Origin of the sequence: Pseudomonas sp. ACN8 (genome assembly GCF_002303925.1) — a bacterium.
Taxonomy (GTDB): domain Bacteria; phylum Pseudomonadota; class Gammaproteobacteria; order Pseudomonadales; family Pseudomonadaceae; genus Aquipseudomonas.
Window position 1 is genome coordinate 34,821 of sequence record NZ_MRCS01000001.1, and the last position, 26,869, is coordinate 61,689.

The 26,869-nt window shown below is 59.8% G+C and carries 21 protein-coding genes; 13 read left to right on the top strand and 8 right to left on the bottom strand.

The genetic code is table 11. The annotated features are described in order from the left end of the window. Positions 1-150: 150 nt before the first annotated feature. The 7 genes from BSF44_RS00165 (at position 151) to BSF44_RS00195 (ending at position 10,726) form a co-directional block, all read left to right on the top strand. Positions 151-1,983, top strand: coding sequence for a DUF1302 domain-containing protein (locus BSF44_RS00165; protein WP_095941728.1), 1,833 nt, complete (start codon positions 151-153; stop codon positions 1,981-1,983). A gap of 26 nt (positions 1,984-2,009) precedes the next feature. Then, the gene (locus tag BSF44_RS00170; protein WP_095941729.1) at positions 2,010-3,377 is read left to right on the top strand and encodes a DUF1329 domain-containing protein; all 1,368 of its coding nucleotides are present in this window, start codon (positions 2,010-2,012) and stop codon (positions 3,375-3,377) included. Positions 3,378-3,515: 138 nt separating this feature from the next. Further along, a complete protein-coding gene (locus BSF44_RS00175) occupies positions 3,516-5,726 on the top strand; it encodes a LuxR C-terminal-related transcriptional regulator (protein ID WP_095941730.1) in 2,211 nt (736 codons plus the stop codon). Between the two features lie 53 nt (positions 5,727-5,779). Continuing rightward, complete coding sequence (locus BSF44_RS00180) at positions 5,780-7,210, top strand: coniferyl aldehyde dehydrogenase (RefSeq protein ID WP_256588917.1); 1,431 nt, start codon at positions 5,780-5,782, stop codon at positions 7,208-7,210. Positions 7,211-7,238: 28 nt separating this feature from the next. Beyond that, positions 7,239-8,321, top strand: a complete 1,083-nt coding sequence (locus BSF44_RS00185; protein WP_046040422.1) for a Zn-dependent alcohol dehydrogenase — start codon at positions 7,239-7,241, stop codon at positions 8,319-8,321. A 56-nt stretch (positions 8,322-8,377) separates the two neighbouring features. Further along, positions 8,378-9,571: an acyl-CoA dehydrogenase family protein gene (locus BSF44_RS00190; protein WP_095941732.1), complete on the top strand. Its 1,194-nt coding sequence runs from the start codon at positions 8,378-8,380 to the stop codon at positions 9,569-9,571. A gap of 12 nt (positions 9,572-9,583) precedes the next feature. Further along, on the top strand, positions 9,584-10,726 hold the full coding sequence (locus BSF44_RS00195; RefSeq protein WP_095941733.1) for an acyl-CoA dehydrogenase family protein: 1,143 nt from the start codon (positions 9,584-9,586) through the stop codon (positions 10,724-10,726). Positions 10,727-10,753: 27 nt separating this feature from the next. Here the strand turns inward: BSF44_RS00195 and BSF44_RS00200 are convergent, their stop codons facing one another. Beyond that, entirely contained in the window at positions 10,754-11,380 is a 627-nt protein-coding gene (locus BSF44_RS00200; RefSeq protein ID WP_095941734.1) for a dihydrofolate reductase family protein, read from the bottom strand. Positions 11,381-11,613: 233 nt separating this feature from the next. Here BSF44_RS00200 and BSF44_RS00205 point away from each other — a divergent pair, with 233 nt between their 5' ends. The 5 genes from BSF44_RS00205 (at position 11,614) to BSF44_RS00225 (ending at position 16,487) form a co-directional block, all read left to right on the top strand. Further along, entirely contained in the window at positions 11,614-12,186 is a 573-nt protein-coding gene (locus BSF44_RS00205; protein ID WP_095941735.1) for a DUF2214 family protein, read from the top strand. Between the two features lie 305 nt (positions 12,187-12,491). After that, entirely contained in the window at positions 12,492-13,040 is a 549-nt protein-coding gene (locus BSF44_RS30570; protein WP_371918204.1) for a hypothetical protein, read from the top strand. Between the two features lie 129 nt (positions 13,041-13,169). After that, positions 13,170-14,012, top strand: a complete 843-nt coding sequence (locus BSF44_RS00215) for a DUF6502 family protein (protein WP_095941736.1) — start codon at positions 13,170-13,172, stop codon at positions 14,010-14,012. Next, complete coding sequence (locus BSF44_RS30250) at positions 14,009-15,634, top strand: DUF5666 domain-containing protein (protein ID WP_095941737.1); 1,626 nt, start codon at positions 14,009-14,011, stop codon at positions 15,632-15,634. The genes BSF44_RS00215 and BSF44_RS30250 overlap by 4 nt, the downstream gene beginning before the upstream one ends. Before the next feature lie 103 nt (positions 15,635-15,737). Further along, positions 15,738-16,487 (top strand): hypothetical protein, encoded by a 750-nt coding sequence (locus tag BSF44_RS00225; protein ID WP_095941920.1) that lies wholly within the window; start codon positions 15,738-15,740, stop codon positions 16,485-16,487. 93 nt (positions 16,488-16,580) lie between these two features. Here BSF44_RS00225 and BSF44_RS00230 read toward each other — a convergent pair whose 3' ends face one another. The 3 genes from BSF44_RS00230 to BSF44_RS00240 form a co-directional block, all read right to left on the bottom strand. Then, a complete protein-coding gene (locus tag BSF44_RS00230; RefSeq protein ID WP_095941738.1) occupies positions 16,581-17,384 on the bottom strand; it encodes a 2OG-Fe(II) oxygenase in 804 nt (267 codons plus the stop codon). An 83-nt stretch (positions 17,385-17,467) separates the two neighbouring features. After that, entirely contained in the window at positions 17,468-18,277 is an 810-nt protein-coding gene (locus BSF44_RS00235; RefSeq protein ID WP_095941739.1) for a glycosyltransferase, read from the bottom strand. Between the two features lie 333 nt (positions 18,278-18,610). Continuing rightward, complete coding sequence (locus tag BSF44_RS00240; protein WP_095941740.1) at positions 18,611-19,096, bottom strand: adenosine-specific kinase; 486 nt, start codon at positions 19,094-19,096, stop codon at positions 18,611-18,613. Between the two features lie 522 nt (positions 19,097-19,618). Here BSF44_RS00240 and BSF44_RS30500 point away from each other — a divergent pair. Continuing rightward, a complete protein-coding gene (locus BSF44_RS30500) occupies positions 19,619-19,957 on the top strand; it encodes a hypothetical protein (protein ID WP_178081853.1) in 339 nt (112 codons plus the stop codon). A gap of 628 nt (positions 19,958-20,585) precedes the next feature. Here the strand turns inward: BSF44_RS30500 and BSF44_RS00250 are convergent. The 4 genes from BSF44_RS00250 to BSF44_RS00265 are packed head-to-tail and all read right to left on the bottom strand — an operon-like array spanning position 20,586 to position 26,825. Next, positions 20,586-20,936: a copper-binding protein gene (locus BSF44_RS00250; protein WP_095941742.1), complete on the bottom strand. Its 351-nt coding sequence runs from the start codon at positions 20,934-20,936 to the stop codon at positions 20,586-20,588. After that, complete coding sequence (locus BSF44_RS00255; RefSeq protein ID WP_095941743.1) at positions 20,933-24,091, bottom strand: efflux RND transporter permease subunit; 3,159 nt, start codon at positions 24,089-24,091, stop codon at positions 20,933-20,935. The genes BSF44_RS00250 and BSF44_RS00255 overlap by 4 nt, the downstream gene beginning before the upstream one ends. Beyond that, the gene (locus tag BSF44_RS00260) at positions 24,088-25,572 is read right to left on the bottom strand and encodes an efflux RND transporter periplasmic adaptor subunit (RefSeq protein WP_095941744.1); all 1,485 of its coding nucleotides are present in this window, start codon (positions 25,570-25,572) and stop codon (positions 24,088-24,090) included. The genes BSF44_RS00255 and BSF44_RS00260 overlap by 4 nt, the downstream gene beginning before the upstream one ends. Beyond that, on the bottom strand, positions 25,569-26,825 hold the full coding sequence (locus BSF44_RS00265; protein WP_095941745.1) for a TolC family protein: 1,257 nt from the start codon (positions 26,823-26,825) through the stop codon (positions 25,569-25,571). The genes BSF44_RS00260 and BSF44_RS00265 overlap by 4 nt, the downstream gene beginning before the upstream one ends. Between the last annotated feature and the right edge of the window lie 44 nt (positions 26,826-26,869).

The following is a 26,869-nucleotide window of genomic DNA, read 5'->3' on the forward strand; positions in this document are numbered from 1 at the left end:
GCACGGTGAGCGTTGTTCAAACCGGGTTGTTACGCGGCACAAAACCCCATCAATAACGCTGTTTCAAATCACCCGTTCGGGTGTGAGACCCCCAACGGAGCGCCGCTAGCATGGGCGCTCCAACACTTAATCCTTAACCGGAGAAACCGCATGACAACAAAAACAATGCGCGGAGTCTTCCAGCCGAGTCTGCTGGCCGTCGCTGTGATGGTTGCCACTTGCGCGAGCAATGAGGCTCACGCTGTCGTTTTCAATATCGGGGAAATTCAGGGCAATTTCGATTCGTCGCTGTCGATTGGCGCGAGCTGGTCGGCAGCTGATCCGGACAAGCAATTCATTTCCAACTTCAACTCCCAGGGTGTCACCGGTGGCAAGTCCGCGTCCCGGACCACCGACGACAACCGCCTGAACTTCAAGAAAGGTGAAACCTTCTCGAAGATCTTCAAGGGCGTGCATGACCTGGAGCTCAAGTACGGCGACAGCGGCGCCTTCGTGCGCGGCAAGTACTGGTACGACTTCGAGCTGATGGACGAGAGCCGTCCGTTCTATGACATCGATGACTCGGGACGTGACCGTGCGGCCAAGTCGTCCGGCGCAATGTTCCTCGACAGCTTCGTCTACCACAACTATTCGATTGGCGATCAGGTCGGCAACGTGCGCCTGGGTAAGCAAGTGGTGAGCTGGGGCGAGAGCACTTTCATCGGTAACTCGATCAACAGCATCAACCCGATCGACGTCGCCGCCTTGCGTCGCCCGGGTGCGGAAGTGAAGGAGGGCCTGATCCCGGTCAACCTGCTCTATGTGTCCCAGGGCCTGGCCGACAACATCACCGCCGAAGGGTTTTACCAGCTGCAATGGGACAAGTCGGTGGTCGATAACTGTGGCACGTTCTTCGGCAATGACGGCGTGCCACAAGGCTGTGACGACCGCCTGGTGATCGCCGGTCTCGACCTGCCACCGGGTGTCGCGAAGAACACCGGCGGTCTGGCTGCCATTGCTGCCGGCACCGACGACGCGTTCATCCCGCGCCTGAAGGACAATGATGCCCGCGACGGTGGCCAGTATGGCCTGGCGCTGCGCTGGTATGTGCCGGAAGCCAACGACACCGAGTTCGGCGCCTATGCGATGAACTACCACAGTCGCAACCCGCTGCTGAGCATCAATCAGATGAGCAACTCGGCCGGTGGCGTGGCCTCGGCGCGCAGTGCGCGTTACTTCATCGATTATCCTGAAGACATTCGTCTGTACGGCTTGAGCTTCCAGACCAACGTCGCCGGCGTATCGCTCGGTGGCGAAGTCAGCTACCGGCCGAACATGCCGCTGCAACTGAACACCGCTGACCTGCTGTCATCGGCAACCTTTGGCGCGACGTCACCGCTGATTACCACCGGATTCGCCGGACGCACCCTGGGGGCCGAGGTCAACGGCTACAAGCGCATGCCGGTGACCCAGGCGCAGGTGACCGCCACGCAGTTCTTCGATCAAGTCTTCGGCGCCAGTCGCCTGACCCTGGTGGGCGAGGTGGGTTACAACAAGATCAACGGCCTGGGCAAGGCGGACGGTACGGACCTTCGCTTCGGTCGCAGCCCGGCCTTCGGTTCCGGCGAACTGCCGGGCGCAGCGGGGGCGGCCACTTGCCGTGGAACCGCAGCGGGCCTGCCCAACGCCAGCAACCCGGCGCAGGAGTGCAACAACGATGGCTTCTACACCAGCAGCAGCTGGGGTTATCGCCTGCGCGGCAAGCTCGATTACCCGAACGTGATCGCCGGTATCAACCTGTCGCCGAACATCGCCTGGTCCCACGACGTGCAGGGTTACGGCCCGAACTTCGATGAAGGCTCCAAGGCCGTGAGCCTCGGTGTCGACGCCGACTACCAGAACACCTACACCGCCAGCCTGAGTTACACCAACTACTTCGGTGGCGATTTCAATACCAACGTCGACCGCGACTACGCCGCGCTGAGCTTCGGCGTGAATTTCTGATGCAACCCTGCCAGAGGAAACTGAACATGAACGCACGTTTAATTCTGCGCGCTGGCGCACTGAGTCTGTCGTTGCTGGCCAGCGGTGTGATGGCCGCGGTTTCCCCGCAAGAGGCGGCGCAACTGGGGACTACGCTGACGCCGTTGGGGGCCCAGAAAGAAGGCAATGCCAACGGCAGCATTCCGGCCTGGACCGGGGGCCTAAAGCCCGGTGCGGCGGCACTCGACAATGGTTTTCTCGGCGATCCGTTTGCCGGTGAAAAACCGCAGTTCGTGATCACGGCAGCCAACGTCGACCAGTACAAGGACAAGCTGACCCCGGGCCAGCTGGCGATGTTCAAGCGCTATCCGGACAGCTACAAGATCCCGGTGTACAAGACCCAGCGCACCGCCGCGTCACCGCAAAATGTCTATGACATCGCGAAAAAGAGTGCGGTGACCACCGAGCTGACACCCGATGGCAACGGACTGGTGAACTTCACCCAGACCCGTTACTACCCGTTCCCGATCCCGAAGAACGGCGTGGAGATCTATTGGAACCACACCAACCGTTATCGCGGTGGCAACATGGAACGTATAGCGGCCCAGGCGGCTCCGCAAACCAATGGTTCTTACAACATTGTCGAGTACGAGGACAAACTGGCTTTCCCGCAATTGATGGAAGGCGTCGATGCCGGGCAGGCCGACAACGTCCTGTACTACTACAAACAGGAAATCACCGCGCCATCGCGCATGGCCGGCAGCGTGATCCTGATCCACGAGACCATCGACCAGGTCAAGGAACCGCGCCTGGCGTGGGTCTACAACGCCGGCCAGCGCCGCGTACGGCGTGCACCGCAAGTGGCTTACGATGGCCCGGGCAACGGCTCCGACGGCATGCGCACCGCCGACAACACCGACATGATGAACGGTGCTCCGGATCGTTATGACTGGAAGCTGGTGGGCAAACAGGAGCTGTACATTCCGTACAACAACTACAAGTTGCAGTCGCCGAAGGTCAAGTACGACGACATCATCAAGCCGGGGCATATCAACCAGGACCTGACGCGCTACGAATTGCACCGCGTCTGGCACGTGCAGGCCACGCTCAAGCCCGGTCAGCGTCACGTGTATGCCAAACGTGACATGTACTTTGACGAGGACACCTGGCAACTGGCCGAGGTCGATCACTACGACGGTCGTGGCCAGCTGTGGCGGGTGGCGGAAGGTTATGCGATCAACGATTACGAGCGTGGCGCGCCGAACTTCGCGATGCTCGGCATCTACGACCTGATCGCCGGCCGCTACAACGTGCTGGCCATGACCAACCAGTCCAGGCATGCCACCACCTATGGCTTGACCGCGAAGATGACCGACTTCACCCCGGCTGCGCTGCGCAACGACGGCATTCGCTAACCGTTCGCCGCTGCCTCAAGCAACGCCCTGTTCGCAGGGCGTTGTACATTGCGGGCCTTGCACCCACCTGATGCGGGTGGCGCGCAAACCGGTGTCCGGCTCAATGATGGAGTCCACTTCCCATCAGCGAGGTCCGCCATGTTTGTGCCACGGCTGCATCTGATCGATGCACTTGAGGGCAAGCAGTGCCGCTTGCAACTGCTTTGCGCGCCTGCCGGATATGGCAAGACGTCATTGTTGCAGCAGTATTTGCAGGGCGTTGCGCCGCCGGGGCAAGTGGTCTGGATGTCTTTGGGCGCACGGCCGCGGACGCTGGAGCACTTCATTTCAGGATTGGCGGGTGAATTGGGGTTGGCGGCTGATACTGCGCCGGATGCGGTATTGGCGTTTTTCGATTCAAGAGCTGTGGTGCCTGAGCTATTGCTATCGCGAGCAGGCTCGCTCCTACAGGGGAACGCGGTTAACTGTAGGAGCGAGTGTGCTCGCGATGAGGCCCTTGAGGTAGCCCCAATCCACCTGGTATTCGACGATCTTCCCGTCGATATGCCCGCAGACCTGAACCACTGGTTCGACCAACTCCTGTCCCTCAAAACCCCACGACTGCAAGTGTTGGTCACCTGCCGCCAGCGCCCAGACTGGAATCTGCCGCGCTTGATGCTGACCGGGCAGTTGCAGGAGCTGGGCACCGGGCAGCTGGCCCTGCACCCCGATGAGTTCGAATCGCTGATCGATGCCCTAGCGCCGCACACCGATGCAGCGGCCAGAGAAAAACTCTGGCATGAGACAGGCGGGTGGTGCGCCGGTATTCGCCTGTCGCTTTCTCTGGAACAGGCACAGTCCTCACCCTTGCTCGGCCAATACCTTGAGCGCGAACTGTTGTCGCGGCTGAGCCAGGAACAGCGCGAGGTCCTGTGTGGGCTCGCGCATTTGTCCCGATTCAGCGCGGACTTCTGCGAGCAGTTATGGGAAGGCCAGCAGGGTGGTCGGGTATTTCACAGCCTGCTGGACTGCCGGGCATTTCTGTTCCCGGTCGAGCAACAGCCCGGTTGGTATCGCCTGCTGCCCGCCGTGGCACAGTCCCTGCAAAACCAGTTGAACGCAGCACCGTTGAATCGGCTGCGCCTGCGGGCCTGTCAGTTGCTCAGCGTGCTGGGGCATGTCGATGAGGCGGTGGAGCAGGCGTTGTGCGCTGATCAGCCGGAGGTGGCTGCCAATTACATGGAGCGCTTGTGGCTGAGCTGGATCCTCGGCGAACGTCATCTGAGCAAGCTGATGGACTGGCGTGAGCGTATCGAACCGCAGTTGCTGCACAGCAGCCCGCGCCTGATCTATCTGTGCGCCAAGGCCTTGCTGTTCAGCGGGCGACTGGACGAAGCCGCCGAGTGCCTGGCGCGGCTCGGGCATTTTCTGCCGTTGCCTGATGCCCGGCGCAATAAGCGTCTGCTGGTGAACTGGCAGGCGCTGTACGGCACCTTGCAGGCATTGCGCGGCCATGCCGATTCGGCGCGCCTGCATTGTCGGGCGGCCCTTGACGAGCTGACGGCGGAGGATTGGCTGTCGGTGTTGTTGTGTCATTGCATCCTGGCGCGGATCGCGATGGAGGGCGGCGACCTTGTCAAGGCCCAGTCGCTGCTGGATCACTCACTGGAACTGGCCCGGCGCCAGGGCAGTCATGAGTCGGAAGTGTTGGTCAACGTCGACCGGGCGCGCCTGCTGATGCTTCAGGGGCAATGGGGGCAGGCGCAATCGCTGGTGCGAAGCGAGCTCAACCGACTGACCGTGAAGGGCGCGCAACCTTACCCGTTGCTCGGGCGGCTGCTGTTCACGCAAGGCGAGTTGCTGTTGCAACAGGGCCACACCCACGAAGCCGAAGTGGTGGTGCAGGCAGGGCTGTTGCAGGTCCGCGACTGCTGCGCCCCCTTTGTGCTCAACGCCTACCTGCTGTTGTCGGAAATCGCTTCGCGCAGCCGTGACCCGGAAAAGGCCCGCTGGCATTTGCACGAAGCCGAGCGACGCATGCATTGGGGCAAGATCCACGCGGCGTGTTACCAAGGGCCGATCGCACGGCAGAACGCCCGGATCGCTGCCCGCGAGCAACCGGCCAACGACGACAAGGTTTCACCGGTTCGCCTGACCGGCGTGGCGGATTACCAGGATGACCTGACGCCCCGCGAGGTGTCGGTACTCAAGTTGCTGGCCGAGGGGATGTCGGTGCGGGAGGTGGGCAGCCGCTTGTTCATCTCGGAAAACACCGTGAAAACCCACGCCAAGAACATCAACGTCAAGCTTGGCGCGTGCCGTCGCACTCAGGCCATCAACAGCGCCAAGGCCATGGGCATCCTCGCTTGAATCCATCGACGTGACGCCACCCACCTGATCCGGGTGGCGGCGTCGCGCCGGCGATGATCAACCATGCAGCCAGACCCTGTGCATTGCAGCCCGACCGTGGCCGCGTCCTGAAAAAAACAAGAGAGGTAGTGATGAGTGCCATCGAGAGTTCGACGAGCTGTGACATCCGCACGATCCTGGAAAAACAACGCGCGGCCTTTCAGGCCCGCGAACCCTATACCCTTGAAGAGCGCTGCGAGTTGCTCGACCGGGCGATCGGTTTGCTGGTCAATCATGAGCAGGAAATCATCGAGGCCCTGAGCGCCGATTTCGGCCATCGCAGCCCCGGTTTCTCCAAGGGCAGTGAAGTGCTGTCGCCACTGGCGACGCTCAAGCAGACCAAAGCCGAACTGGCGCAATGGATGCGCCCGGAACAGCGCCAGGCCCGGGCCGGTGAAGCCTGGGTGCAATTCCAGCCCCTGGGGGTCGTGGGCATCGTCACGGCCTGGAACGTGCCTGGCTACATGGTGTTCAGCGGGCTTGCCGGCGCGTTGGCAGCGGGCAACCGGGTGATGATCAAACCGTCGGAATTCAATCCGCATACCTCTGAGTTGATCGCTCGGTTGATCCGCTCTGTGTACGCAGAAGATGAGGTAGCGGTGGTTCTGGGCGGTGCGCAGGTCGGCCAGGCGTTCTGTGGCCAGCCGTTCGACCATCTGCTGTTCACCGGCGCCACCAGCATCGGCAAACATGTGTTGCGGGCGGCGGCGGAGAACCTGGTGCCGGTGACCCTGGAGCTGGGCGGCAAGTCGCCGACGATCATCTCGCGCTCGGCGGACTTCAACGACGCGGTGGCCAAGGTCGTGATCGGCAAGCTGCTCAACGCCGGCCAGTTGTGCGTGGCACCGGACTACGTGTTTGTCCCGCAAGAGTCGGTGGACGCCTTCATCGGCGTGGCGAAAGCCGTAGTGGCGAAGTTCTTCCCGACGCTCAGGGACAACCCCGACTACACCTCGATCATCAACGCCCGGCATTTCGAGCGCTTGCAGGATTACCTGAGCGAGGCCCGCGCCGCCGGTGTCGAGCTGATCGAACTGAATGCCGGTGCTGAAGATTTCAGCCAATCGACACTGAACAAGATCGTGCCGACGTTGCTGCGCAACCCCGGTGACGATTTGCAGGTCATGCAGGACGAAATCTTCGGCCCGCTGCTGCCGATCAAACCTTACGAAACCATCAGCGAGGTCATCGCCCAGATCAACGCGCGGCCGCATCCGCTGGCCTTGTACTACTTCGGCAACGATGCCGTCGAAGAGGCCCAGGTACTCAGCCGCACCTGCTCCGGTGGCGTGACCCTCAACGGTGTGATGAGCCACGCCAGCACCGAAGGCTTGCCGTTCGGCGGCGTCGGCCAGAGCGGCATGGGGGCCTACCACGGCATCGACGGTTTCCGCACTTTCAGTCATGCCAAGGCCGTTTTGCGTACAGCGGCCAACCCGGCCTGAACCCCACATCATTGTTGAGAGAACTGCCATGAAAGCTGCCGTATTCCATCAGGTTGGAGCCCCGCTGGTCATCGAAGAGGTGGGCATCAGCAAACCGGGTCCGCGCGAAGTGTTGATCCGCACTAAAGCGGTGGGTGTGTGCCACTCGGACCTGCACGTCATCGACGGCTCGTTTCCCTATCCCGGCCCGATGGTGTTGGGTCATGAAGCCGCCGGTGTGGTCGAGCAGGTCGGCTCCGAAGTGCGTTCGGTCAAGCCCGGCGATCATGTGGTCACCTGCCTGACGGTGTTCTGTGGCCACTGCGATCACTGCGTGACCGGCCATCTGGCGCGCTGCGTGTCGCCGGAAACCAAACGTGGTAAGGACGAAGAGCCGCGCCTGACCTACGTGCACAAACCGATGCCGCAATTCGTCAACCTGTCCGGGTTCGCCGAGCAGATGCTGGTGCACGAAAACGCCTGCGTGGCGATCCGCCGCGACATGCCGCTGGACCGCGCCGCCTTGCTCGGTTGCGCGGTCACCACCGGCACCGGCGCGGTGTTCAACACCGCCAAGGTGCGGCCGGGCGAGACCGTGGCCGTGATCGGTTGCGGCGGTATCGGCCTGGCCGCGATCAACGGCGCGGCGCTGGCCGGAGCAGGGCGGATCATCGCCATCGACATGCTCGACTCGAAGCTGGAGCTGGCCAGGCAGTTCGGCGCCACCGATGTGATCAACGGCCGCGACGGTGATGCCGCCAAGCAGGTGATGGAGCTGACCCGTGGCGGTGTGCACCACGCGTTCGAATGCATCGGCCTCAAGCAAACCGCCGAGCAGGCGTTCGCCATGTTGGCCCGTGGCGGTACCGCCACGGTGATCGGCATGCTCAAGCCGGGCCTGAAGATCGAACTCGACCCGCTGCAATTGCTCCACGAACGGCGCATTCAGGGTTCGCTGATGGGCTCCAACCGCTTCCCGGTCGACATGCCGCGCCTGGTGGATTTCTACATGTCCGGCAAGCTCAAGCTCGACGAGATGATTTCCCAGCGCATCCGCCTGGACCAGATCAACGAGGCATTCGATGAACTGCGTCGCGGTGAGCTGGCGCGCTCGGTGATCGTTTTCGAATAAACACCGCAGTTCCCCTGTGGGAGCGGGTAAGCCCCAATGCTTTTTGGAGTGGATGGATGGACATTGAATTTTCCCCACAGGAACAGGCCTTTCGCCAGGAAGTCCGGGCCTTCTTGCGCGACAATTTGCCTGGCGAACTGTCCGAGCGGATTTCGTTGGGCAAACGCCTGAGCAAAACGCATCAGGTGCAATGGATGCAGATCCTCGACCGGCAAGGCTGGCTCGCGCCGGGGTGGCCGGTCGAGTTCGGCGGTACCGGCTGGAGTGCCGTGCAAAAGCATATTTTCGACGAGGAATGCTTTGCCGCGGGCGCACCGAAGGTGGTGTCGTTCGGCCTGAAAATGGTCGCGCCAGTGATCATCAAGTTCGGCACCGCCGAGCAGAAAGCACACTTCCTTCCCCGAATTCTTTCCAGTGAGGACTGGTGGTGCCAGGGCTACTCCGAGCCGGGTGCCGGTTCTGATTTGTCGTCGTTGAAAACCCGCGCAGTGCGCGAGGGCGATCACTACGTGGTCAACGGCCAGAAAACCTGGACCACCTTGGCGCACTTTGCCGACTGGATGTTCTGCCTGGTGCGCACCGACCCCGAGGCCCGTCAGCAACGCGGCATTTCGTTCCTGCTGATCGATATGAAAACCCCGGGCATCACGGTGCGGCCGATCATCACCCTCGACGGCGAGCATGAAGTCAACGAGGTGTTCTTCGACAACGTGCGGGTGCCGGTGGCGAATCTGGTGGGGCAAGAGAATGAGGGCTGGACCTGCGCCAAGTACTTGCTGACCCACGAGCGCACCAGCATCGGCGGGATCGCGCAGAACAAGGCATTGCTCACCCGGCTCAAGCGCATTGCCAGCCAGGAAGTCCGTGACGGTCGAACGCTGATCGAAGATCCGTTGTTCCGCGCGCAGATCGCCGAAGTCGACATGCAATTGATGGCGGCCGAAATGAGCAACCTGCGCACGTTGGCGGCGACACAAAACGGCGATGTACCCGGTGCCGAAAGCTCGTTCCTGAAGATCAGGGGCACCGAGATTCGGCAGGCCATTACCTACCTGATCAGTAAGGCCGTGGGGCCGTACGCGTTGCCGTTCATTGAAGATGAACTGGGTTATGGCAGCGAACCGTTGCTCTACACCGACTACAGCAGCGCGGCCACCTACCAGTACCTGGATGCGCGCAAGGCCTCGATCTATGGCGGCGCCAATGAAATCCAGAAGAACATCATCGCGAAAATGATCCTCGAACTCTAAGGCGCCACGACCATGGATTTCAAACTGACAGAAGAGCAGCTGATGCTGCAGGAAACCGCCGCGCGCCTGGTGCGTGACGTTTACGGTTTTGAGCATCGCGAGCAATACCGCCGGAGCAGGCAGGGTTTCAGTGGCCCGTTCATGCAGCAACTGGGTGAACTCGGACTGTGCGCCGTGCCCTTTGCCGAAGCCTATGGCGGCTATGGTGGCAGCGGTGTGGAGAACATGCTGATCATGACCGAACTGGGCCGGGAGCTGTGCCTGGAGCCTTACCTGCACTCGGTGATTTTCGCTGGCGGCCTGGTTGAGCAGTTGGGCTGCGCAGCCCAGAAAGACACGCTGTTGCCGCAAGTCGGCAGCGCCAGCCTGCAACTGGCTGTGGCCCTCGATGAGCCGCAGAGTCGCTACCAGTTGCACGACGTTCAGACCATCGCCGAGCCAGTCAGCGGCGGCTGGAAACTTAGTGGCCGCAAGTCGGTGATTATCGGTGGCCAGAGCGCCGGGCTGATTCTGGTGTCGGCGCGCACCAGCGGCAGTGTTCGGGACGAAAAGGGCATCACTCTGTTCCTGGTCGACCCGCAAGACAACGGCGTCAGTCGACGCTCCTTCGATACCCAGGACGGGCGAATGGCCTGCGAGCTGTACCTTGAGGACGTGTTCGTCAAAAGCACTGCGGTACTCGGTGAAGTGGGGCAGGCCTTGCCAGCGCTGCGTTATCAGCAAGGCCGCTGCATCGCCGCGCAATGCGCTGAGGCTGTCGGCAGCATGGAAGCGGCGTGCGCGTTGACCCTCGATTACCTGAAAACGCGGCAGCAGTTCGGTCAGCCCATCGGCAAGTTCCAGGTGCTGCAACACCGCATGGTGGATATGCGCATCGAGCTGGACCAGGCCACTTCGATGACCCTGCTCGCCGCCTGCGTGGCGGATCAGGCCGACAGTGACGAGCGCAGCCGCGTCCTGGCAGCGGCCAAGTTCATCGTCAGCCGCGCCAGCCGCTTTGTCGCGGACCAAAGCATCCAGTTGCACGGCGGTATCGGCCTGACCTGGGAATACATGCTGTCGCACCATGCCAAGCATCTGCTGATGGTGGCGCGCCAGTTCGGCGATGACGATCACCACTTGCAGGTTTACGCGAAGTTGATGCCGGTGGCGTGAGGCGCGGGGCGGTGGCGCCGGCTATCGCTACCTCACGCCTTCGAACGAACCTGTGCGCACCTCGCCGCTGCGGGTGTAGCGGGTGATCAGCACACCCCCGGGTGAGCTGATCGAATTCACCAGGGTGAAGGCCGACGCTTGTGCGTTGTCGTCGAACAGGCGCTTGCCGCGTCCCAGCAGGATGGGGTGAATCATCAGCCGCAACTCGTCCACCAGGCCGGCGGCTAGCAGTTGCCGCACCAGATCGCCGCTGCCTTGGGTCAGTAGCTGTGGGCCGTCCTGGCGTTTAAGCGCGTTGATCGCGTCGACCAGTTTGCCCTCCAGCGCATGGCTGTTGTGCCAGGCCAAGGAGTCGGCGCGATGGGTGGCCACATGCTTGGGGACGGCGTTGAACAGATCAGCAATGCTGTGATGGGGTGAATCGGCTTGAGTGTGCGGCCAATAGGCGGCGAAGATGTCGTAGGTACGACGCCCCAGCAGCAGTTCGAATGGCTGCGAGAACAGGTCCATGACGGCCTGGCCGGTGGTTTTGTCGGCGTAGGGCACGATCCAGCCACCGAAGCGGAATCCGCCACTGCAATCCTCTTCAGGCCCGCCGGGTGCCTGCATGACGCCGTCCAGACTTACGAACGCGGCAACAGTCAGTGTGCGCATGGTCTTCTCCTAGTTGATCCTGGTTTAAGCGTTTAGACAGGGAAGTCTGCGATCTCTTGAGACCGTTCCTTGAAAGATAGTCGCTTCCATGTTCGACGAAAGTCGTATGGCGGTCTGTTCCGTTGAGTGTTAGCAAGTATTTGTCTTGAAAGCGCAATTGCTAATTTGTATCATTCGTTTTCAATTCAGCGAAGCAGGGAACGCAGCGCCAAAACAATAAAAAGGTCAAGGCAATGCTCAAAATGCTTCTCGTGTACGGTCATCTGCTCGCTACGTGTATTGCCCTGGGGAGGGTATTGCAGGCAGATCACAAGCTTTGGAGTTGGCGCAAGGAAATACTGGACCAGGCGAGGCTTGAGTACCTCAATGAGACCCAGAAGATTGTCAGCCTCGCGCTGCTGGCCCTTTGGGCAAGTGGGCTGTTGCTGGTGCTTCAGGGTTATCTCGATGAAGGTGACGCGTATCTGCTCAATCAGAAGCTCTGGGCCAAGGTGACGGTCGTCGCGCTGCTGAGCCTCAACGGCGCACTATTGCATCGAATCGGCTTCCCGCTGCTGCAAAAGGCTCCCTTCGTCGCACTGCGCAGTGCAGGCCGCTCGCGGCTCGCCTTGTTGGGTGCGCTTTCCATGAGCGGTTGGCTGTTCGCCGCTTTCCTGGGGGTGGCTCGAGCCTGGAATCACGTGTTGCCTTATCTGCATGTGATGGGCGCATTCGCTGCATTCTCGTTGCTGGCCTGTTGCGTAGCACTGGCAGTCGCCGGCAGGGCGGGCGGTGTTGGCGCGCAAAAATCCTCGGTTCCCGGGTAGCGATCAACAGGCTGTATTTCATACCTGTAAACCTGCGGTTTAAAACGTAAAGTACCACCGCCCATGCGACTCCCGCATGGGCAACCCCCTCTCATCCCCATCTGTGTCCACAGGCCGTCGGTCGGCTTTCTCCTGCGCGAGTTGACCCTGAGCCAGAAAGGGCTAACTTCTGTGTGTGGGAAAAATTCCCACGCTAAAGAATTCAGAAGAAGCTGTAGGTTTGACAGTCTGCTCCCATGCCGCCCCCGGATTGCAACGCTTATGGCGTTGACACTGTTCGCGGTAAATCACCAGGAGAATGCACGATGAACAATTACCTGTTTTTCAAGAGAGGATTGCTGGCGCTGGCAATTGGCGGTGTCCTTTCGGCTTCCATCGTTCTGGTACCAGATTCCATTTCCCATGACTCCAGTGCCTATGCCAAGGATGGTGGTGGTGGTGGTGGTGGAAGCGGCGGTGGCGGCAATGGCGGTAGCGGTGGCGGTCACGGCGGCAACAGTGGGAGCGGTGGCCATGGTGGCAATAGCGGAAGCGGCGGCAACAGTGGCCATGGTGGCAACAGTGGTCACAGCGGCAGCGACCATGGGAATTCAGGCCATGCCGGTTCTGGAGGCGCGAACTCTGGTCGCGGTGGTACCCATGCTGAAGCGGGGGATGATCACGGCAATCATGTCGGCGGCGAGCCGGGTGATGACCACGGCGTCCACGTCGGCGGCGAGCCAGGTGATGACCGCGGTGTCCACGTTGGCGGCGAGCCGGGTGATGACCACGGTGTCCACGTTGGCGGTGAGCCAGGTGATGACCGCGGTGTCCATGTCGGCGGCGAACCCGGCGACGACAACAGCCGGATCTGAGGCGTTTTGTGATTCATGCAAAACCCCGGGGACCGGTTTTGCATGAGTCGTGGCAAAAATACGTGCGTGGTTTCATGGGATTATTTCCCACATGGCTATACTGGGGTTATCTATCCAGGAATTCGCTGAATGCAATCGTCCACGCTGCCCACCTCGCTCCTCAAAGCCTTGCGGCATGTCATGCAGCCGCTGGTGCGCCTGATGCTGCGCAAAGGCGTCACCTACCTGGTGTTTGCCGACCTGCTCAAGGAGGTTTTCGTCGAAGTGGCGGACCGTGAGTTCCGCCTGGGCGAGAAGGCACCGACCGACAGCCGCATCAGCCTGCTCACCGGCGTGCACCGCAAGGATGTACGGCGCTTGCGCAATACCGGCGACCCGGCTGCCTCCACGCTTCCGGAAAACATCACGTTCGGTGCGCAACTGGTCAACGCCTGGGCCAAGGCGCCCTTTTGCAACGACGCCGGCCAGCCACTGCCGTTGCCTCGATTGGCCAGTGTCGGCGGCGATCGTTCCTTCGACGCCTTGGTGGCGAAGGTCAGTACCGATATCAGGGCGCGGGTGGTGTTGGACGAGTGGCTGCGTCTGGGGGTCGTGCGCCTTGACGAGCAAGAACGCGTGCATCTCGAAGCGCAGGCCTTCGTGCCACAAAAGGGCTTCGATGAGAAAACCGCTTACCTGGGGCATAACCTGCACGATCATGCCAGCGCTGCAGTTCACAACCTGAGCAGCGACGCCCCGGCCTTTTTTGAACGCAGCGTCCACTATGACGCACTGACCCCGATGAGCGTCGAGGCGTTGCGCCAGGCCGTGGCCAGCGAAGGAATGCAGGCCCTGTTGAGCTTCAACCGACTCGCCGCCGAACTGGAGTTCCGGGACCTGCCCAGCCTTGAACCACGCCAACGCATCACGGTCGGCTTGTACTTCTACACTGAAGCTACCGATACCCATTCGCCAAAAGCCCCTGAACCATGACCGTCAAATTGCGCCTGATTCGTGCAGTCGCCCTCGTTCTGGGCCTCGCGCTTCCGATTGTGTTGCAAGCCGCTCCGGCCTGTGTCAGCCAGAATGACGCGGGCACCAGCGAAGTGCCGGTCATCCAGGCACCGGGAGGCACTGGCGGCACGGGCGTAGCGCCTGGCGGCATGGGCGGCACCGGCATCGATACCGACAACGGTGGAGTCGGTGGTACCGGCGCGCCACTGAAAAAACGCCCGGGCGGTATTGGCGGCACCGGGGCCGTTGCAGGCGGCGTGGGTGGTACGGGTATCAGCAACGATAACGGTGGGATCGGAGGTACCGGTATTGTCGGCACCATCACCGGGTTCGCCTCGATCTGCGTCAATGGCGTGGAAGTGCACTTCAACCAAAACGTTCCTGTCAGCGAGAACGGCATTGCCACCTCCAGTACCCGCCTGGCGATAGGCCAGGTGGTTGCCGTGGAAGCGTTCAACTCCCAGCGCGGTCTGGAAGCCGGACGCATTTCTATCCTGCACGCCTACGAAGGTCCTTTGACAGCCCTGCCGCGCGATTCCATGCCCATGCGCGTCATGGGACAACCGGTACGCCTGGCCAAGGGTGCCCAAGTCGCTGCCGACCTGCGCCCGGGCGATCCCGTGCGGGTCAGTGGGTTGCGCGATGCTCGAGGCGAAGTGGTGGCCAGCCGCATCGACCGGGCACTCGGCCTCAAGGAGGCCAGTGCCATCGGCCCGGTGGATCGCAGCGGCTATCTCCACGGGCTCAAACTCAGCAACCACTCGGGCCCGGCGCAGGAAATGCTGGTGCGCGGCCACTGGTCCGGTCGCGAGCTGGACGTGAGCCAAAGCCGTCCCGACCCGAGCCTGCCTTTCATTGGTCGGGCACACAATGCAGTGATCGAGGGCCTGGTACAGGTCCGGCAGGAGCGCCATTTGGTGGTGGGCGGCTTTAATGTGAAGCTGGCGCGCGACACCGTGTTTGTCGGTGTGCAGGCTTCGCAGCTGACGCTGGATCGACGCGTGCGGATCAATGGCGTGTTCACCGGCGCGCGGGAGGTGCAGGCAACGCGTATCGAATTGCCCCGCGAGGGCTCCGATTCCCCAGCCAACAACCGACACGGACGACTCGGCAGCAATGAGCAAGACACCGACGATTCAAGCGGCTCAGGCAATTCGAGCGACTCGAGCGGCTCCGGCAACTCTGGCAACTCTGGCAGTTCGGGGAACTCCGGGAGCTCCGGGAGCTCGGGCAGTGACAGGAGCGGCCGCTCCGAGAGCGCAGGCAGTGTCATCGACGATACTCGCCACGGGGGCAGTGACAGTCATGGCGGTGGCGACAATATAGAACGCGTGGACGTGAACGTGAACGTGGACAAGTCTGGCAAATCAGAGCGAGTCGAAAGGGTCGAGCAATCCGGCAAAGGCGAGAATGTGGAAAGGGTAGAGCGGGTAGAGAAAGTAGAGAAGGTAGAACGTACGGAGAAAGTCGATCGACCTGAAAAGATCGAAAAAATTGATCGGCCGGAAAAAGTCGAGAAGGTTGAAAAGGTTGATCGGCCAGAAAAAGTCGAGAAGGTTGAACCAGTTGAAAAAATCGATCACTCCGGCAGGTCGGGTTAAAACAGTGCAGCCATGATGCACTTTCGTCATAAGTAACTAGGCTGGGTAAGTCACGCAACAAAACATGCGTGTGAACTTCGATGACGCCAGACACGAGGTGAACATGGACCCCAAGCGCATTCTGCTCGTCGGTTGGCTTGCCAGCCTGTCCTTGCCGGCCTTGGCCGATACCTTCACGACCTCGATCGGAACCGACTACTCTCGGGGCGACTATGGCACCGGTACCATGTCCGAAACCTGGTACGTCCCGCTGGTGGGCAGATACGAAACCGGTCCCATGACCTACAAGCTCACCGTGCCCTGGCTACGCATCACCAATCCTTCGGTCGGCCCTGACGGCGAGCCGCTGCCCGGCGGTTGCGGCAAGGTGGAAAGCGGTCTGGGCGACACCGTTGCCGGTGCCGACTATGCGGTGCTGGACGGCAGCGTTGGCGGGCTGTTCGTGGACCTGATCGGCAAGGTCAAATTGCCCACCGCCGACGAAGACGAGTGCCTGGGCACCGGCAAAACCGACTATTCCGCCCAGGTCGATGTCGCCAAAGCCTTCGGTCGTGTGACCGGGTTCGCGACCCTGGGCTGGAAAAAGTTCGGCGACCCGTCGGGCTCCGACTTCGACAACCCGATATTCGCCGGCCTGGGCTTTGCCATGCCCGTGTTTGCGCGCACCACGGCGGGCGTGTCTTACGACTGGCGGCAGAAGGTCGTTTCCACCGGCGACGAGATCGAGGAGCTCACGCTCTTTCTCACGCACAAGCTCAATCAGGAATGGAAGTTTCAGTTGTACGCCGTCAAGGGCTTTTCCGACGCCAGCCCGGACGGCGAGGCCGGACTGTTGCTTAGCCACGCTTTCTGATTCCTGGCCGTTGCCTGTCAGGTTGCCTCCGGCATTGATGGGTTTCACCGCATCGACTCAGGCCCTTTGCCTTGCTCCCGGGCGTTTTGCAGGTCAGTTTTTCTTCTTGATCAGCTTATTAATGTAGTACTTCAGGCTTAAACGATCCTTGGGCCTTGGTTTGTAGTGGGTTTTGTTTCTTTGTGCCGGATCGATCGCCATGGTTCCCGCAGTGTAGTAATAAAGCGCGATAGACCTGCGGGTGATGTGTTCCGGAGTCGTTAAAGGCTCCGGGTGCCCATGATTGCTGTCCTTGTCTGTGTTGAAAATGACACAGCGATTGTAAATGGGCAGGACTTTTTTAAGGCAGGTCTTCATGCCGACGTCCCAAAGCTCCAGGTTGCCGCCGTATTCCTCTTGCCAGTCCTCATTTAGATAAATGATGATGTTCAGTCTGCGCTCAACATTAAGTTTTTTGTTGAGCCTGAAGTCCGAGTGCACCCCCAGGAAACCACCGCTTTTCGTTTCATGCAGGCCGCCGCCGCTAAAGTAGGGGTCGGGTATCAATCCTTCGATGCCAGTGAGCTTTTCAAGAAACTGCAACATGGGGGCCGAGTTAAAGGCGTTGAAAACGGTCTTCAAATAGGGGTCGCATTCGTTGGGGCTGATTTGACGTTTGCGTTGACCTTTATAGCCGCGCTCGTAGAGCATTTCATTGTTGGTTGGCTCGACCGGGAAGTGCGAGCAGATGCTCGCAATCAGGTCTTCGTGCAAGAAGTTGTCGAGGACTATGTGCGGAAATGGCGTAGCCTGAACATAGCTGCCGGTCAACGAAGCACCAAAGGCGCTGGCGGCATTCTGGTCGAAATCAAGCTCCGGGGACAGGGTGATAGGTAGTGCTTGAGTGATGGGTGCCATTACCGCTCCAATGACCTGATATAAAAATGTATGGGTGACTTCACGCAGGGTTGAATGCCCTGCTCGTTGCGTCTATTTGCCGTTCACTTGGTCCTGTCGTCCTTGTTCAGGCGCTTGAGGATGTTGTTGTACATTTTGGTTCGCCTATGGGTTTCACCATAGCCGCCAACCGCTGCAACAGTGCCGGACTGAATGTGATCCAGATAGCTGAAGATTTTACGTGGTGATAACATTTCAATGACATAACCAAGTTCGGTCATGCGGTCCTGAAGCGTATAGCCAGGCACGCGATCATCCATCGAAAAGTGCATGTTGTGCTGTTTGACAAGTTTGCAGTTCCACAAGGTGCAGAAACTTTTCAAATAGACTTCTTTGTACGGTTTTGGCTCTCTGGAACGCAAACCCATGGAGATTTTCAGGCGTCTGAAGTGGTGTTTGAATAGTCGTGAGCTAAAGCGCCAGGCGGATCTCATGGTGCCGCGGTTAATTTGCTCGACACAACCGACGGCCGCGACCTTCGGGTTTTTCAAGCATTTATTCAACATCATCGAAAAAACATTCTTGTCGAAAACAAATGTATCGGTGTGCATCAGGAATAAATAATCGGTGTCAATTCGCTCCAGAACCAGGTCAAGTGCCTTGCCATGGGCAATATGGCCCGCTTCAGGTTCGGAAATAGAGCGCTCGATCAAATTGATCCAGTCAAGCGTTCGTAAGTACTCAGTGCTCTCGTCGGCGGAATAGTTGTCAACCACCCATACCGGAACGCTGTTACTGCCAAAATGCTGGTGCAATAAGTCCAGGCATATCTTGGTGATTTCTGGTGTTTTGTAATTTACTATAACTATGCTGAAGGCTTTGGAGCTTTCGGCCTGTAAATCAGGGTTGTTCATCGTTCAGGTGCTCAATGTTATTTTAATTAATTGTATGAATGAACTTGTATACAATTTTTGCTTGTTCGCCGCGCAAAATCTTGCATGGCCAGAGAGCACAATTTGTTAATTCGCTTTGTCATGCATAATAACCACGGATTGCTCAGGCCCGATGGAGAGCAGTAGAAGCGGACTTCATCGTATAAGGATATGCCCTGCAGGTAAACATTTTGACTTGATTCGTTACATCAGGAGGCTGATCAGGTCACCACCTGCAGTACCGCCCCAAACAGGGCGTCACGCGCCGCGTATCATGCACCGGTTGAGCGTGTTTGGGAGGGAACGCCCTGCAACTCACAGCTTGTAGCCAATCTGCCGCAACAAGTTCTTGCGCCACAGAATGTCTTCATCGCCTTCGATGTCATGGGCACAAAAGCCATCCACTACGCCCAGGATCGCTCGCCCTTGCTGCGTCTCGGCGAGAATCACTTCGGTCGGATTGGCTGTTGCACAAAAGATACGGCATACCTCTGGAACCGTTTTGATGGTGTTCAACACGTTCAGCGGATAGAAACCTTCGCCCAGGAAAATGATGAAGCTATGGCCTGCTGCGATGGCTTTCGCATTTTTCTGTGCAAGTTCAATCATTGAGCTATCGGTGCCAGACCATCGCACCAGGCATTTGCCGGAGGCTTCACAAAAGGCCACGCCAAACTGGATGCCTGGCACGGTATTGACCAGCGCTTCGTGGATGTCCTCGACGGACTTGATGAAATGCGTCTGACCCAGAATGAAGTTCGTCTCATCCGGTTTTTCGATTTTCAACGTGATGAGTTGCATCTCAAACGCCTCCTTTCACGATGTTGCCAAGAGAGCCAGGCAACAAACCAAGCATAGCTACTCATTTGCCATTGCTGCGTCCTCTGTCTGCTGTTGGCCGATTGCTCAACGCGTGCCGCGGACCTGATATCCGGTCGTTGACACTTGTGCTGACAGTACTAATCTAAGTGGTGTGGGAATATTTCCCACGCTAAGATGCCAGCTGGCTCTGAAGGATCGTACGGATACCGCAGTGGCTCGTTGCTGCTGCCTATTCATGGCCGTGCCGGTTGGGTGGCCGCTCCAGTGGGCGGCCGGGAACTCACTGGACATTGCGTTCGATACGGAGGTGACAACGCAACTCCAAGCGGAGGTGCATCATGCTGCTCAAGAAATGTTTGTTGGCTCTGGCAATAGGCGGGGTCCTGTCGGCATCGACTGTTCTGGTGCCCGATTACATCAGTAGTTTCTCCAGCGTGTATGCCAAAGATGGTGGCAGCGGCGGTGGTGGCTCCGGCAGTGGAGGCTCCGGAGGCGGTGGTCATGGTGGTGACGGCGGTGGCGGTCATGGTGCAACAGGCCATGGCGGTGACGGTCGCGGCGATGCTGACCATGGTGGTATGGCCGGGAACAGAGGCCCGGGCAATGCGCGTGACAACGACGATGACAATGGTGCCATGGCCGGGAATAGAGGCCCAAATAGAGGCCCAGGCAAAGCGCAAGACAACGATGATGACAACGACGCGGATAACGCCGCCGATGCAGCCAGGGAAGCCGCAGAAGATGCCGGTGACGCTGCAAGGGAAGCGGCAGAAGACGCCGATGACGCTGCAAGGGAAGCCGCGGAAGACAGAGGCGTTGCCAGAAATGACGCTGATGTAGCCAGAGACGCAGCCAAGGCTGATGCAGACGCAGCCCGGGATGCGGCAAAAGCCGCTGCTGATGCAGCCCGGGACGCCGCCAGAGCTGAGGCGGATGCAGCACGGGATGCCGCAAGAGCTGCTGGCGTACCGCGCGCAGAGGCCGATGCAGCCAGAGACGCTGCCCGGGCCGCCGCGGATGCAGCCAGAGACGCCGCCAAGGCCGACGCAGATGCTGCCAGGGATGCAGCCAAGGCTGATGCGGATGCTGCCAGGGACGCAGCCAAAGCCAAGGCGAACGTAGCCAGAGAGGCTGACAAAGCCAAGGCGCGGGCGGCCAGAGAGGATGTGGCTGACGCCCCGGATGCACCAGATGCCCCAGACGCACCTGACGCACCGGATTTCGATACGGTTGAGATAGAGAACTAGGCCCGCACGTTCGGCAATGAATACGGCAGGCCTACCCGTCGATGACGTCCCGGGGGTTTGAAGGACGTATCGGCAATGAGTCGCAAGCCCTGAAGAATCGCGGGGGCTTGCGACTTTTTTTCGACATATGCCGCAGGTCTGAAACACTGACGTGAATGACGCAAGGGGAGACGGAACTGGACGGCACGAAAAAATGTGCCGGACACTTCCAACACCGGAATTTACTTCTTAATGGACACAATCGAGGCGCTGTTACCCTCTAGCCGGAAGGAAAACGATACCCGGTCTCCAGGCGCCAACCCCGACAACTGATCTTGCGTCACGGAAAAGGCCATCGTCATCGGCGGCCATTGCAGGGCGGGAACGGCGCCGTGGGAGATCGTCACCGTGCCCTTCGAAATATCGATAGCCTTGATCGTACCTTCGGCATTCGAGACCGGAGCCTGTTTAGTTTCCTGCTTCATCTGCATACCTTCCATGCCGTCCATTTTCATGCCCGGCATGTCCTGCGCGCGGGCAGAAAGTGATAGCGCGAATACGGTGCTTGCGACTGCAATCAGGGTCAGTTTCATACGACTTTTCCTTGAGGGGTGTTGGTTTTAACTTGGAGGTGCCGGCGACGCATCAGGCGATACGCTGCCGGAATGACAAACAGGGACAGCAAGGGTGCAGTGACCATACCGCCGACCATGGGCGCGGCGATGCGGCTCATCACTTCGCTGCCGGTGCCGCTGCCCAACAGGATGGGTAACAGACCGGCAATGATCACGGCCACGGTCATGGCCTTGGGCCGAACGCGCTGCACAGCGCCTTCACGAATCGCCGCCACCAGACCGCGCTCAGTGCTGTCGCCAAGGTCTTCACGTTCGGCCCACGCGTTTTTCAGGTAGAGCAGCATGATCACACCAAATTCGGCGGAAACCCCGGCCAAGGCTATGAAACCGACCCCGGTGGCAACCGACAGGTTGAACCCCAACAGATAGAGAAACCATGCCCCCCCAGTCAGTGCGAACGGCAGAGTGGCCATGATCAGCAAGGCCTCATCGAAGCGGGCAAAAGTCAGGTAGAGCAACACGAAGATGATCAACAGCGTGGCCGGCACCACCAGCTTGAGTCGAGCGTTGGCTCTTTCAAGAAATTCGAACTGCCCTGAGTAGCTCAGGCTCATACCGGGCTGCAACTTGACCTGCTCGTTGACGACCCGGCGTAGATCGGCGACCACCGAGGCAATGTCCCGGCCCCGCACGTCGATGTATACCCAACCAGAGGGCCGTGCGTTCTCGCTTTTGAGCATCGGTGGGCCATCGCTGACCTTGACCTTCGCCACCGTGCCAAGGGTGATCTGACTACCCAGCGGGGTATAGATCGGCAGTTGCTCCAGAGCGCCGAGCGAGTCACGCCATTCCCTTGGGTAACGCACGTTAATCGGGAAACGTGCGAGCCCTTCAATGGTTTCGCCGACGTTTTCACCGCCGATGGCACCGGCCACGATGGACTGCACATCAGCGATGTTCAGCCCGTAACGAGCGGCGGACTTGCGGTCGATATCCACGTCGATATAGCGGCCGCCGGTCAATCGCTCGGCCAGAGCCGAACTGACACCGGGCACGTCCTTGGCTACTCGCTCGACCACTTGGGTGACCGCATCGATTTCCGCCAGATGGGTGCCAGCAACCTTCACACCGATCGGGCTCTTTATACCCGTCGCCAGCATGTCGATACGGTTGCGAATCGGCGGTATCCATATGTTGGTCAAACCGGGTACGCGCACCACGCGATCCAGTTCCTCTACCAACTTTTCCTGAGTCATGCCTGGACGCCATTGCTCGTGTGGCTTGAACTGGATCGTGGTTTCGAACATCTCCAGCGGTGCGGGGTCGGTGGCGGTTTCGGCACGACCGGCTTTACCGAAGACGTGTTCGACCTCTGGCACGGTCTTGATCAAACGGTCGGTCTGTTGCAGCAGTTGCGCCGCTTTCTGCGCCGACAATCCCGGCAAAGCTGAGGGCATATAGAGCAGGTCGCCCTCGTCCAGCGGCGGGAGAAACTCGCCACCCAAACGCGACATTGGCCACAACGCACTGACAAAAACCAACAGCGCGACCACCAGCGTGATTTTCGGACGACGCAAGACCGCGTCCAGGGCCGGCTGATAGATCCGGATCAACCACCGGTTCAACGGGTTCTGTTGCTCACTGGGGATTCGTCCTCGAATCCAGTAGCCCATCAGCACCGGCACCAGGGTCACTGACAATCCCGCCGCTGCGGCCATGGCGTAGGTCTTGGTGAAAGCCAAAGGACCGAACAGCCGTCCCTCCTGAGCCTCCAGGGTGAACACCGGAATGAACGACAGGGTGATGATCAGCAAACAGAAGAACAGCGCCGGGCCTACCTCTGCTGCCGCTTCGGTCATGACATGCCAATGACGCTCGCCCTTTAGTTCCTCCCCTGGATTGGCTACGTGCCAGGCCTCAATCTTCTTGTGGGCGTTCTCGATCATCACCACGGCGGCATCGACCATGGCGCCGATGGCGATGGCGATTCCGCCCAAGGACATGATGTTGGCGTTGATGCCTTGGTAGCGCATGACGATGAAGGCAATCAGCACCCCCACCGGCAGTGAAATGATCGCCACCAGCGATGAGCGCAAGTGCCAGAGAAAGATTCCGCAGACCAAGGCGACGACGATGAACTCTTCGATGAGCTTGTGGCTGAGGTTTTCCACCGCGCGGTCGATCAGCTTGCTGCGATCGTAGGTGGTGACGATTTCCACGCCGGCCGGCAGGCTGCTTTTCAGTTCGTCGAGTTTGGTCTTGACCGCCGCAATGGTCTCGCGAGCGTTCTTGCCGCTGCGCAAAATCACCACGCCACCGACGGTCTCGCCCTCGCCGTCGAGTTCAGTGATGCCACGGCGCATTTCCGGGCCCAACTGAATCGTGGCGACATCGCCAAGGGTCACCGGCACGCCGCCCGCACCCAACTTGAGTGGGATCGAGCGGAAGTCATTGAGCGTCTTCAGGTAGCCGGAAGCCCGCACGATGAACTCAGTTTCTGCCATCTCCAGCACCGCGCCACCGGTTTCCTGATTGGCCTTGCCGATAGCGTCGGTCACCTCGGCCTGAGTGATACCGAGGCTGGCGAGTTTCAGCGGATCCAGTTGCACCTGGTACTGCTTGACCATCCCGCCGACTGTCGCCACCTCTGCGACGTTGGGCAGCGTCTTGAGCTCAAACTTGAGAAACCAGTCCTGAAGTGCGCGCAGTTGCGCCAAATCGTGTCCACCGCTGCGATCCACCAGTGCGTACTGATAGATCCAACCCACCCCCGTCGCATCCGGCCCCAACGCTGGCTTGGCGCTGGCCGGCAACCGACTCTGTACTTGGCTCAGGTACTCCAACACCCGCGAGCGAGCCCAATACAAGTCAGTGCCGTCTTCAAACAGCACGTAGACAAAGCTGTCACCGAAGAAGGAATAACCACGCACGGTCTTGGCGCCAGGCACCGAGAGCATGGTGGTGGCCAACGGATAGGTCACCTGATTCTCGACAATCTGCGGCGCTTGTCCTGCATAAGGGGTGCGGATAATCACCTGCACATCGGAAAGGTCTGGCAGCGCATCAATGGGCGTGCTCTGCACCGACCAGATACCCCAAGCCGTGACGAACAACGTCGCCAGTAGCACCAGGAATCGGTTGGCCACCGACCAACGAATCAGGGTAGCAATCATGGCTGCCCCCCCGATTTATCCAGGCGCTCGACACGCAAGCCATCGTCGGTCTGGCTCACCGCGACCCGAACCTTGTCACCCGCCTTGAGGCCCTGCATCAGCGCCGGACTGGCGAGTGGGAACGTCATCGTCATGCCAGGCATGCCCAGCGTCTTGAAGGGACCGTGGGCGAGCGTGACGTCTTTATCGTTGATCTCAACGATCTGCCCATCCGCTTCATGAAAACTGGCGGCGGCCGCACTGGGTGGTGACACTTCCTCCGAGCTTGCAACGATGCCCTTGAGACTGGCCTCCGAGTCGAGCAGGAACTGACCAGACGTAACCACCTTCTGACCTTCGCCCAGACCTTTCAAAATCGCCGTCTTGCCATCGCTCTCCTGCCCGAGTTGCACCTCCACTGGGCGGTAGCGGCCCGCATCTTCGGCGAGCATCACCAAGGCACGTCGGCCAGTGCGAATCACCGCTTCGCTCGGCACCCACAATACACTTTGCTCAACTGTACGATTCAGGCGGACCTGCGCCGTCAAACCTGGTCTCAGGCGCCCATCTGGATTGGGCAGTTCCACCCGCACACGAAGCGTGCGACTGTCCGGATTGGTTTCAGGCAAAATCGCGCTGACCTTGCCACTGAGCGTTGCCCCTGGAAAGGCTGGCAATCGCGCTTCGACTGACTGCCCCACGGTGATAGCTCCGGCATCCGATTCCGGTACGGCCACGGCGAGCCAGACACTGCTCAAGCCATTGACGCGTGCCAGGGTATCGCCAGTCGCCACGGTCATACCCGCACGTACGTTCAACTCTTGCAGCACGCCGCTGATGGGGCTGGTGAGGGTCAGGTTCGGTTGGACTTTGCTACTGCGCTCTAGCTGAGTGATTAACGCAACCGGCATCCCTGTGAGTCTCAGTCGCTGGCGGGCCGCAGCCAACAGATCGGTATCACCGTTGCGCTTGAGGGCAAGAAACTCTGTCTGGGCGGCCGCCCACTCCGGCACCAGGATATCCGCCAATGCCGCGTTGGCCTTGAGCACATCACCGGGTGCATGGGCATAGACCCGCTCCACAAAGCCAGGGGTGCGTGCCTGAATCACAGCGACATCACGTTCGTTGAACGCCAAGACACCGGTTACTTCGAGGCTGGACTCAAAGACGCCACGAGTGACAGTCGCAAAACGCAGACCAAGATTCTGGGTCAGGCTCGGATCGATACTGACGGCCGCACGATCCCCGACGCCGCTGGCGTACTGGGGGACCAGTTGCATGTCCATAAAGGGGGACTTACCCGGGTTATCGAACTTTTGCTGCGGGTACATGGGGTCATACCAGTACAGAGCCTTGCGTTCATCCAGTGAATTGAGGCTCTGCTCCGGGGCGGTACTTGGTACTCCGCTCATGCGCTTGGGAGCGAACCAGTAACCACCGGCAACACCCAATGCCAGCGAGATGCCTGCCAGCAACGCCCCGTTCCATTTTTTATGGTTCATTGGCTGGACTCCCCATAAGCAAAAAACAGACGCGCGCTGGTCAGTGCTCGCTGTTCTTCCACGTCGATCTGTTTGAGTCGGGCTTCGATGAGTTCACGTCGGGCGGCCACAACGGCGTTTAAATCGCCTTTGCCGGCACGGTAGCTGGCCATGCTGAGTTCGACCTTTTCCCTGGCCAGCGGCAACAGGCTTTCCTGGTTGCGGCTTACCGCACGATTCAGACGCTCATAGTCGGCCAGTTCGTTTTCCAGTTGCTGTGTGTGCTCGCGTGACAGGGCTTCGCGCTCAGCCTCAAGCTGGCTGAGTTCAGCCTGTTTGGCTGCGATTTTGGGGTTTTGCCGGGAGTCAGGAAACAGCGGCAAGTCCCAGGACAATTGCACGCTGACCATGTCGCCGAACTGGCGATCGCGATGTTGATAGTCAAGCTCCCAGCTCCAGTCTGACTTTTTCTCCGACTCGGCTTCACGAACCTTGGCTTGCGCTTCGCGGGTCATCGGCGCAAACGCTGCCAACTCGGGGTGGTGTTGCAGTTTATGGGCGTAGCTTGAGGAATCGACAGGCCACTGCGGCAAGGTGCCCACAGGCTTGTCGTTGGCGGCGGAGCCAATCCAGCGTTTGAGGGCCGCTCGGGCCTGCGCTCTCTGGAGAACCAGATCGTCCTGTTGCTGCGCCAGTCGAGCCGCTTCTTGCTTGGGTGTCACCGCATCGGCGGGCTGAGCGCGGCCACCGGCAATCTGGGCCCGGACGGTATCGGTCAGCAGGCGGTTTTCTTTGTAGAAGTCCTGGAACAGCGCATCTTTTCGCTCGACCGAGTAGCTACTGATCCAGGCCAGTGCCGTGGATTGGCGTACCTTCAAACGTTCGACCCGACGCTCTGCCGCAGCGCGATCAACGGCCGCATCGGCGACCTCAATGCGTGCTTTGCGCTTGTCGCTGTTGGGCATCTCTTGTCTGACCCCGACCATTTGCATGGTCATGAAGTCGTCGTTGATGCTCCAGCGATCCGGGCCGCCGATGGGGTAGTTCTGCACACCTGCCAGCAACTTGGGGTCAGGTAATTCACCCGCTGGAATAGCCGCACTGCTGGCAGCCTGAATCTTTGCATCTTGTGCAGTCAGCGACGGCGCATTGTTTTCGGCCAGCCGCAGCGCTTCATCAAGAGTCAGTGCGGCAGCGACGCCCGGCAATGCCAGTACGCTTGCCGCCAGACCGGCCACGAGGGACCAGCCTGTGCAATAGCACTTGGAGTTCATGTTTTGGATTCCTGTGATCATCCACTGCACGCGTCAAAAAGACA

Excerpts from the sequence above, each read along its gene's own strand:
- BSF44_RS00240 (WP_095941740.1), bottom strand. The coding sequence starts at position 19,096 with ATGCAACTCATCACGTTGAAAATCGAAAAACCGGATGAGACGAACTTC.
- BSF44_RS00165 (WP_095941728.1), top strand. The coding sequence starts at position 151 with ATGACAACAAAAACAATGCGCGGAGTCTTCCAGCCGAGTCTGCTGGCC.
- BSF44_RS00230 (WP_095941738.1), bottom strand. The coding sequence starts at position 17,384 with ATGGCACCCATCACTCAAGCACTACCTATCACCCTGTCCCCGGAGCTT.
- BSF44_RS00265 (WP_095941745.1), bottom strand. The coding sequence starts at position 26,825 with ATGAACTCCAAGTGCTATTGCACAGGCTGGTCCCTCGTGGCCGGTCTG.
- BSF44_RS30570 (WP_371918204.1), top strand. The coding sequence starts at position 12,492 with ATGAACAATTACCTGTTTTTCAAGAGAGGATTGCTGGCGCTGGCAATT.
- BSF44_RS00175 (WP_095941730.1), top strand. The coding sequence starts at position 3,516 with ATGTTTGTGCCACGGCTGCATCTGATCGATGCACTTGAGGGCAAGCAG.
- BSF44_RS00260 (WP_095941744.1), bottom strand. The coding sequence starts at position 25,572 with ATGAACCATAAAAAATGGAACGGGGCGTTGCTGGCAGGCATCTCGCTG.
- BSF44_RS00225 (WP_095941920.1), top strand. The coding sequence starts at position 15,738 with ATGGACCCCAAGCGCATTCTGCTCGTCGGTTGGCTTGCCAGCCTGTCC.
- BSF44_RS00250 (WP_095941742.1), bottom strand. The coding sequence starts at position 20,936 with ATGAAACTGACCCTGATTGCAGTCGCAAGCACCGTATTCGCGCTATCA.
- BSF44_RS00255 (WP_095941743.1), bottom strand. The coding sequence starts at position 24,091 with ATGATTGCTACCCTGATTCGTTGGTCGGTGGCCAACCGATTCCTGGTG.
- BSF44_RS00185 (WP_046040422.1), top strand. The coding sequence starts at position 7,239 with ATGAAAGCTGCCGTATTCCATCAGGTTGGAGCCCCGCTGGTCATCGAA.
- BSF44_RS30500 (WP_178081853.1), top strand. The coding sequence starts at position 19,619 with ATGGTGGTGACGGCGGTGGCGGTCATGGTGCAACAGGCCATGGCGGTG.
- BSF44_RS00215 (WP_095941736.1), top strand. The coding sequence starts at position 13,170 with ATGCAATCGTCCACGCTGCCCACCTCGCTCCTCAAAGCCTTGCGGCAT.
- BSF44_RS00205 (WP_095941735.1), top strand. The coding sequence starts at position 11,614 with ATGCTCAAAATGCTTCTCGTGTACGGTCATCTGCTCGCTACGTGTATT.
- BSF44_RS00190 (WP_095941732.1), top strand. The coding sequence starts at position 8,378 with ATGGACATTGAATTTTCCCCACAGGAACAGGCCTTTCGCCAGGAAGTC.
- BSF44_RS00180 (WP_256588917.1), top strand. The coding sequence starts at position 5,780 with ATGATCAACCATGCAGCCAGACCCTGTGCATTGCAGCCCGACCGTGGC.
- BSF44_RS00195 (WP_095941733.1), top strand. The coding sequence starts at position 9,584 with ATGGATTTCAAACTGACAGAAGAGCAGCTGATGCTGCAGGAAACCGCC.
- BSF44_RS00235 (WP_095941739.1), bottom strand. The coding sequence starts at position 18,277 with ATGAACAACCCTGATTTACAGGCCGAAAGCTCCAAAGCCTTCAGCATA.
- BSF44_RS00200 (WP_095941734.1), bottom strand. The coding sequence starts at position 11,380 with ATGCGCACACTGACTGTTGCCGCGTTCGTAAGTCTGGACGGCGTCATG.
- BSF44_RS00170 (WP_095941729.1), top strand. The coding sequence starts at position 2,010 with ATGAACGCACGTTTAATTCTGCGCGCTGGCGCACTGAGTCTGTCGTTG.
- BSF44_RS30250 (WP_095941737.1), top strand. The coding sequence starts at position 14,009 with ATGACCGTCAAATTGCGCCTGATTCGTGCAGTCGCCCTCGTTCTGGGC.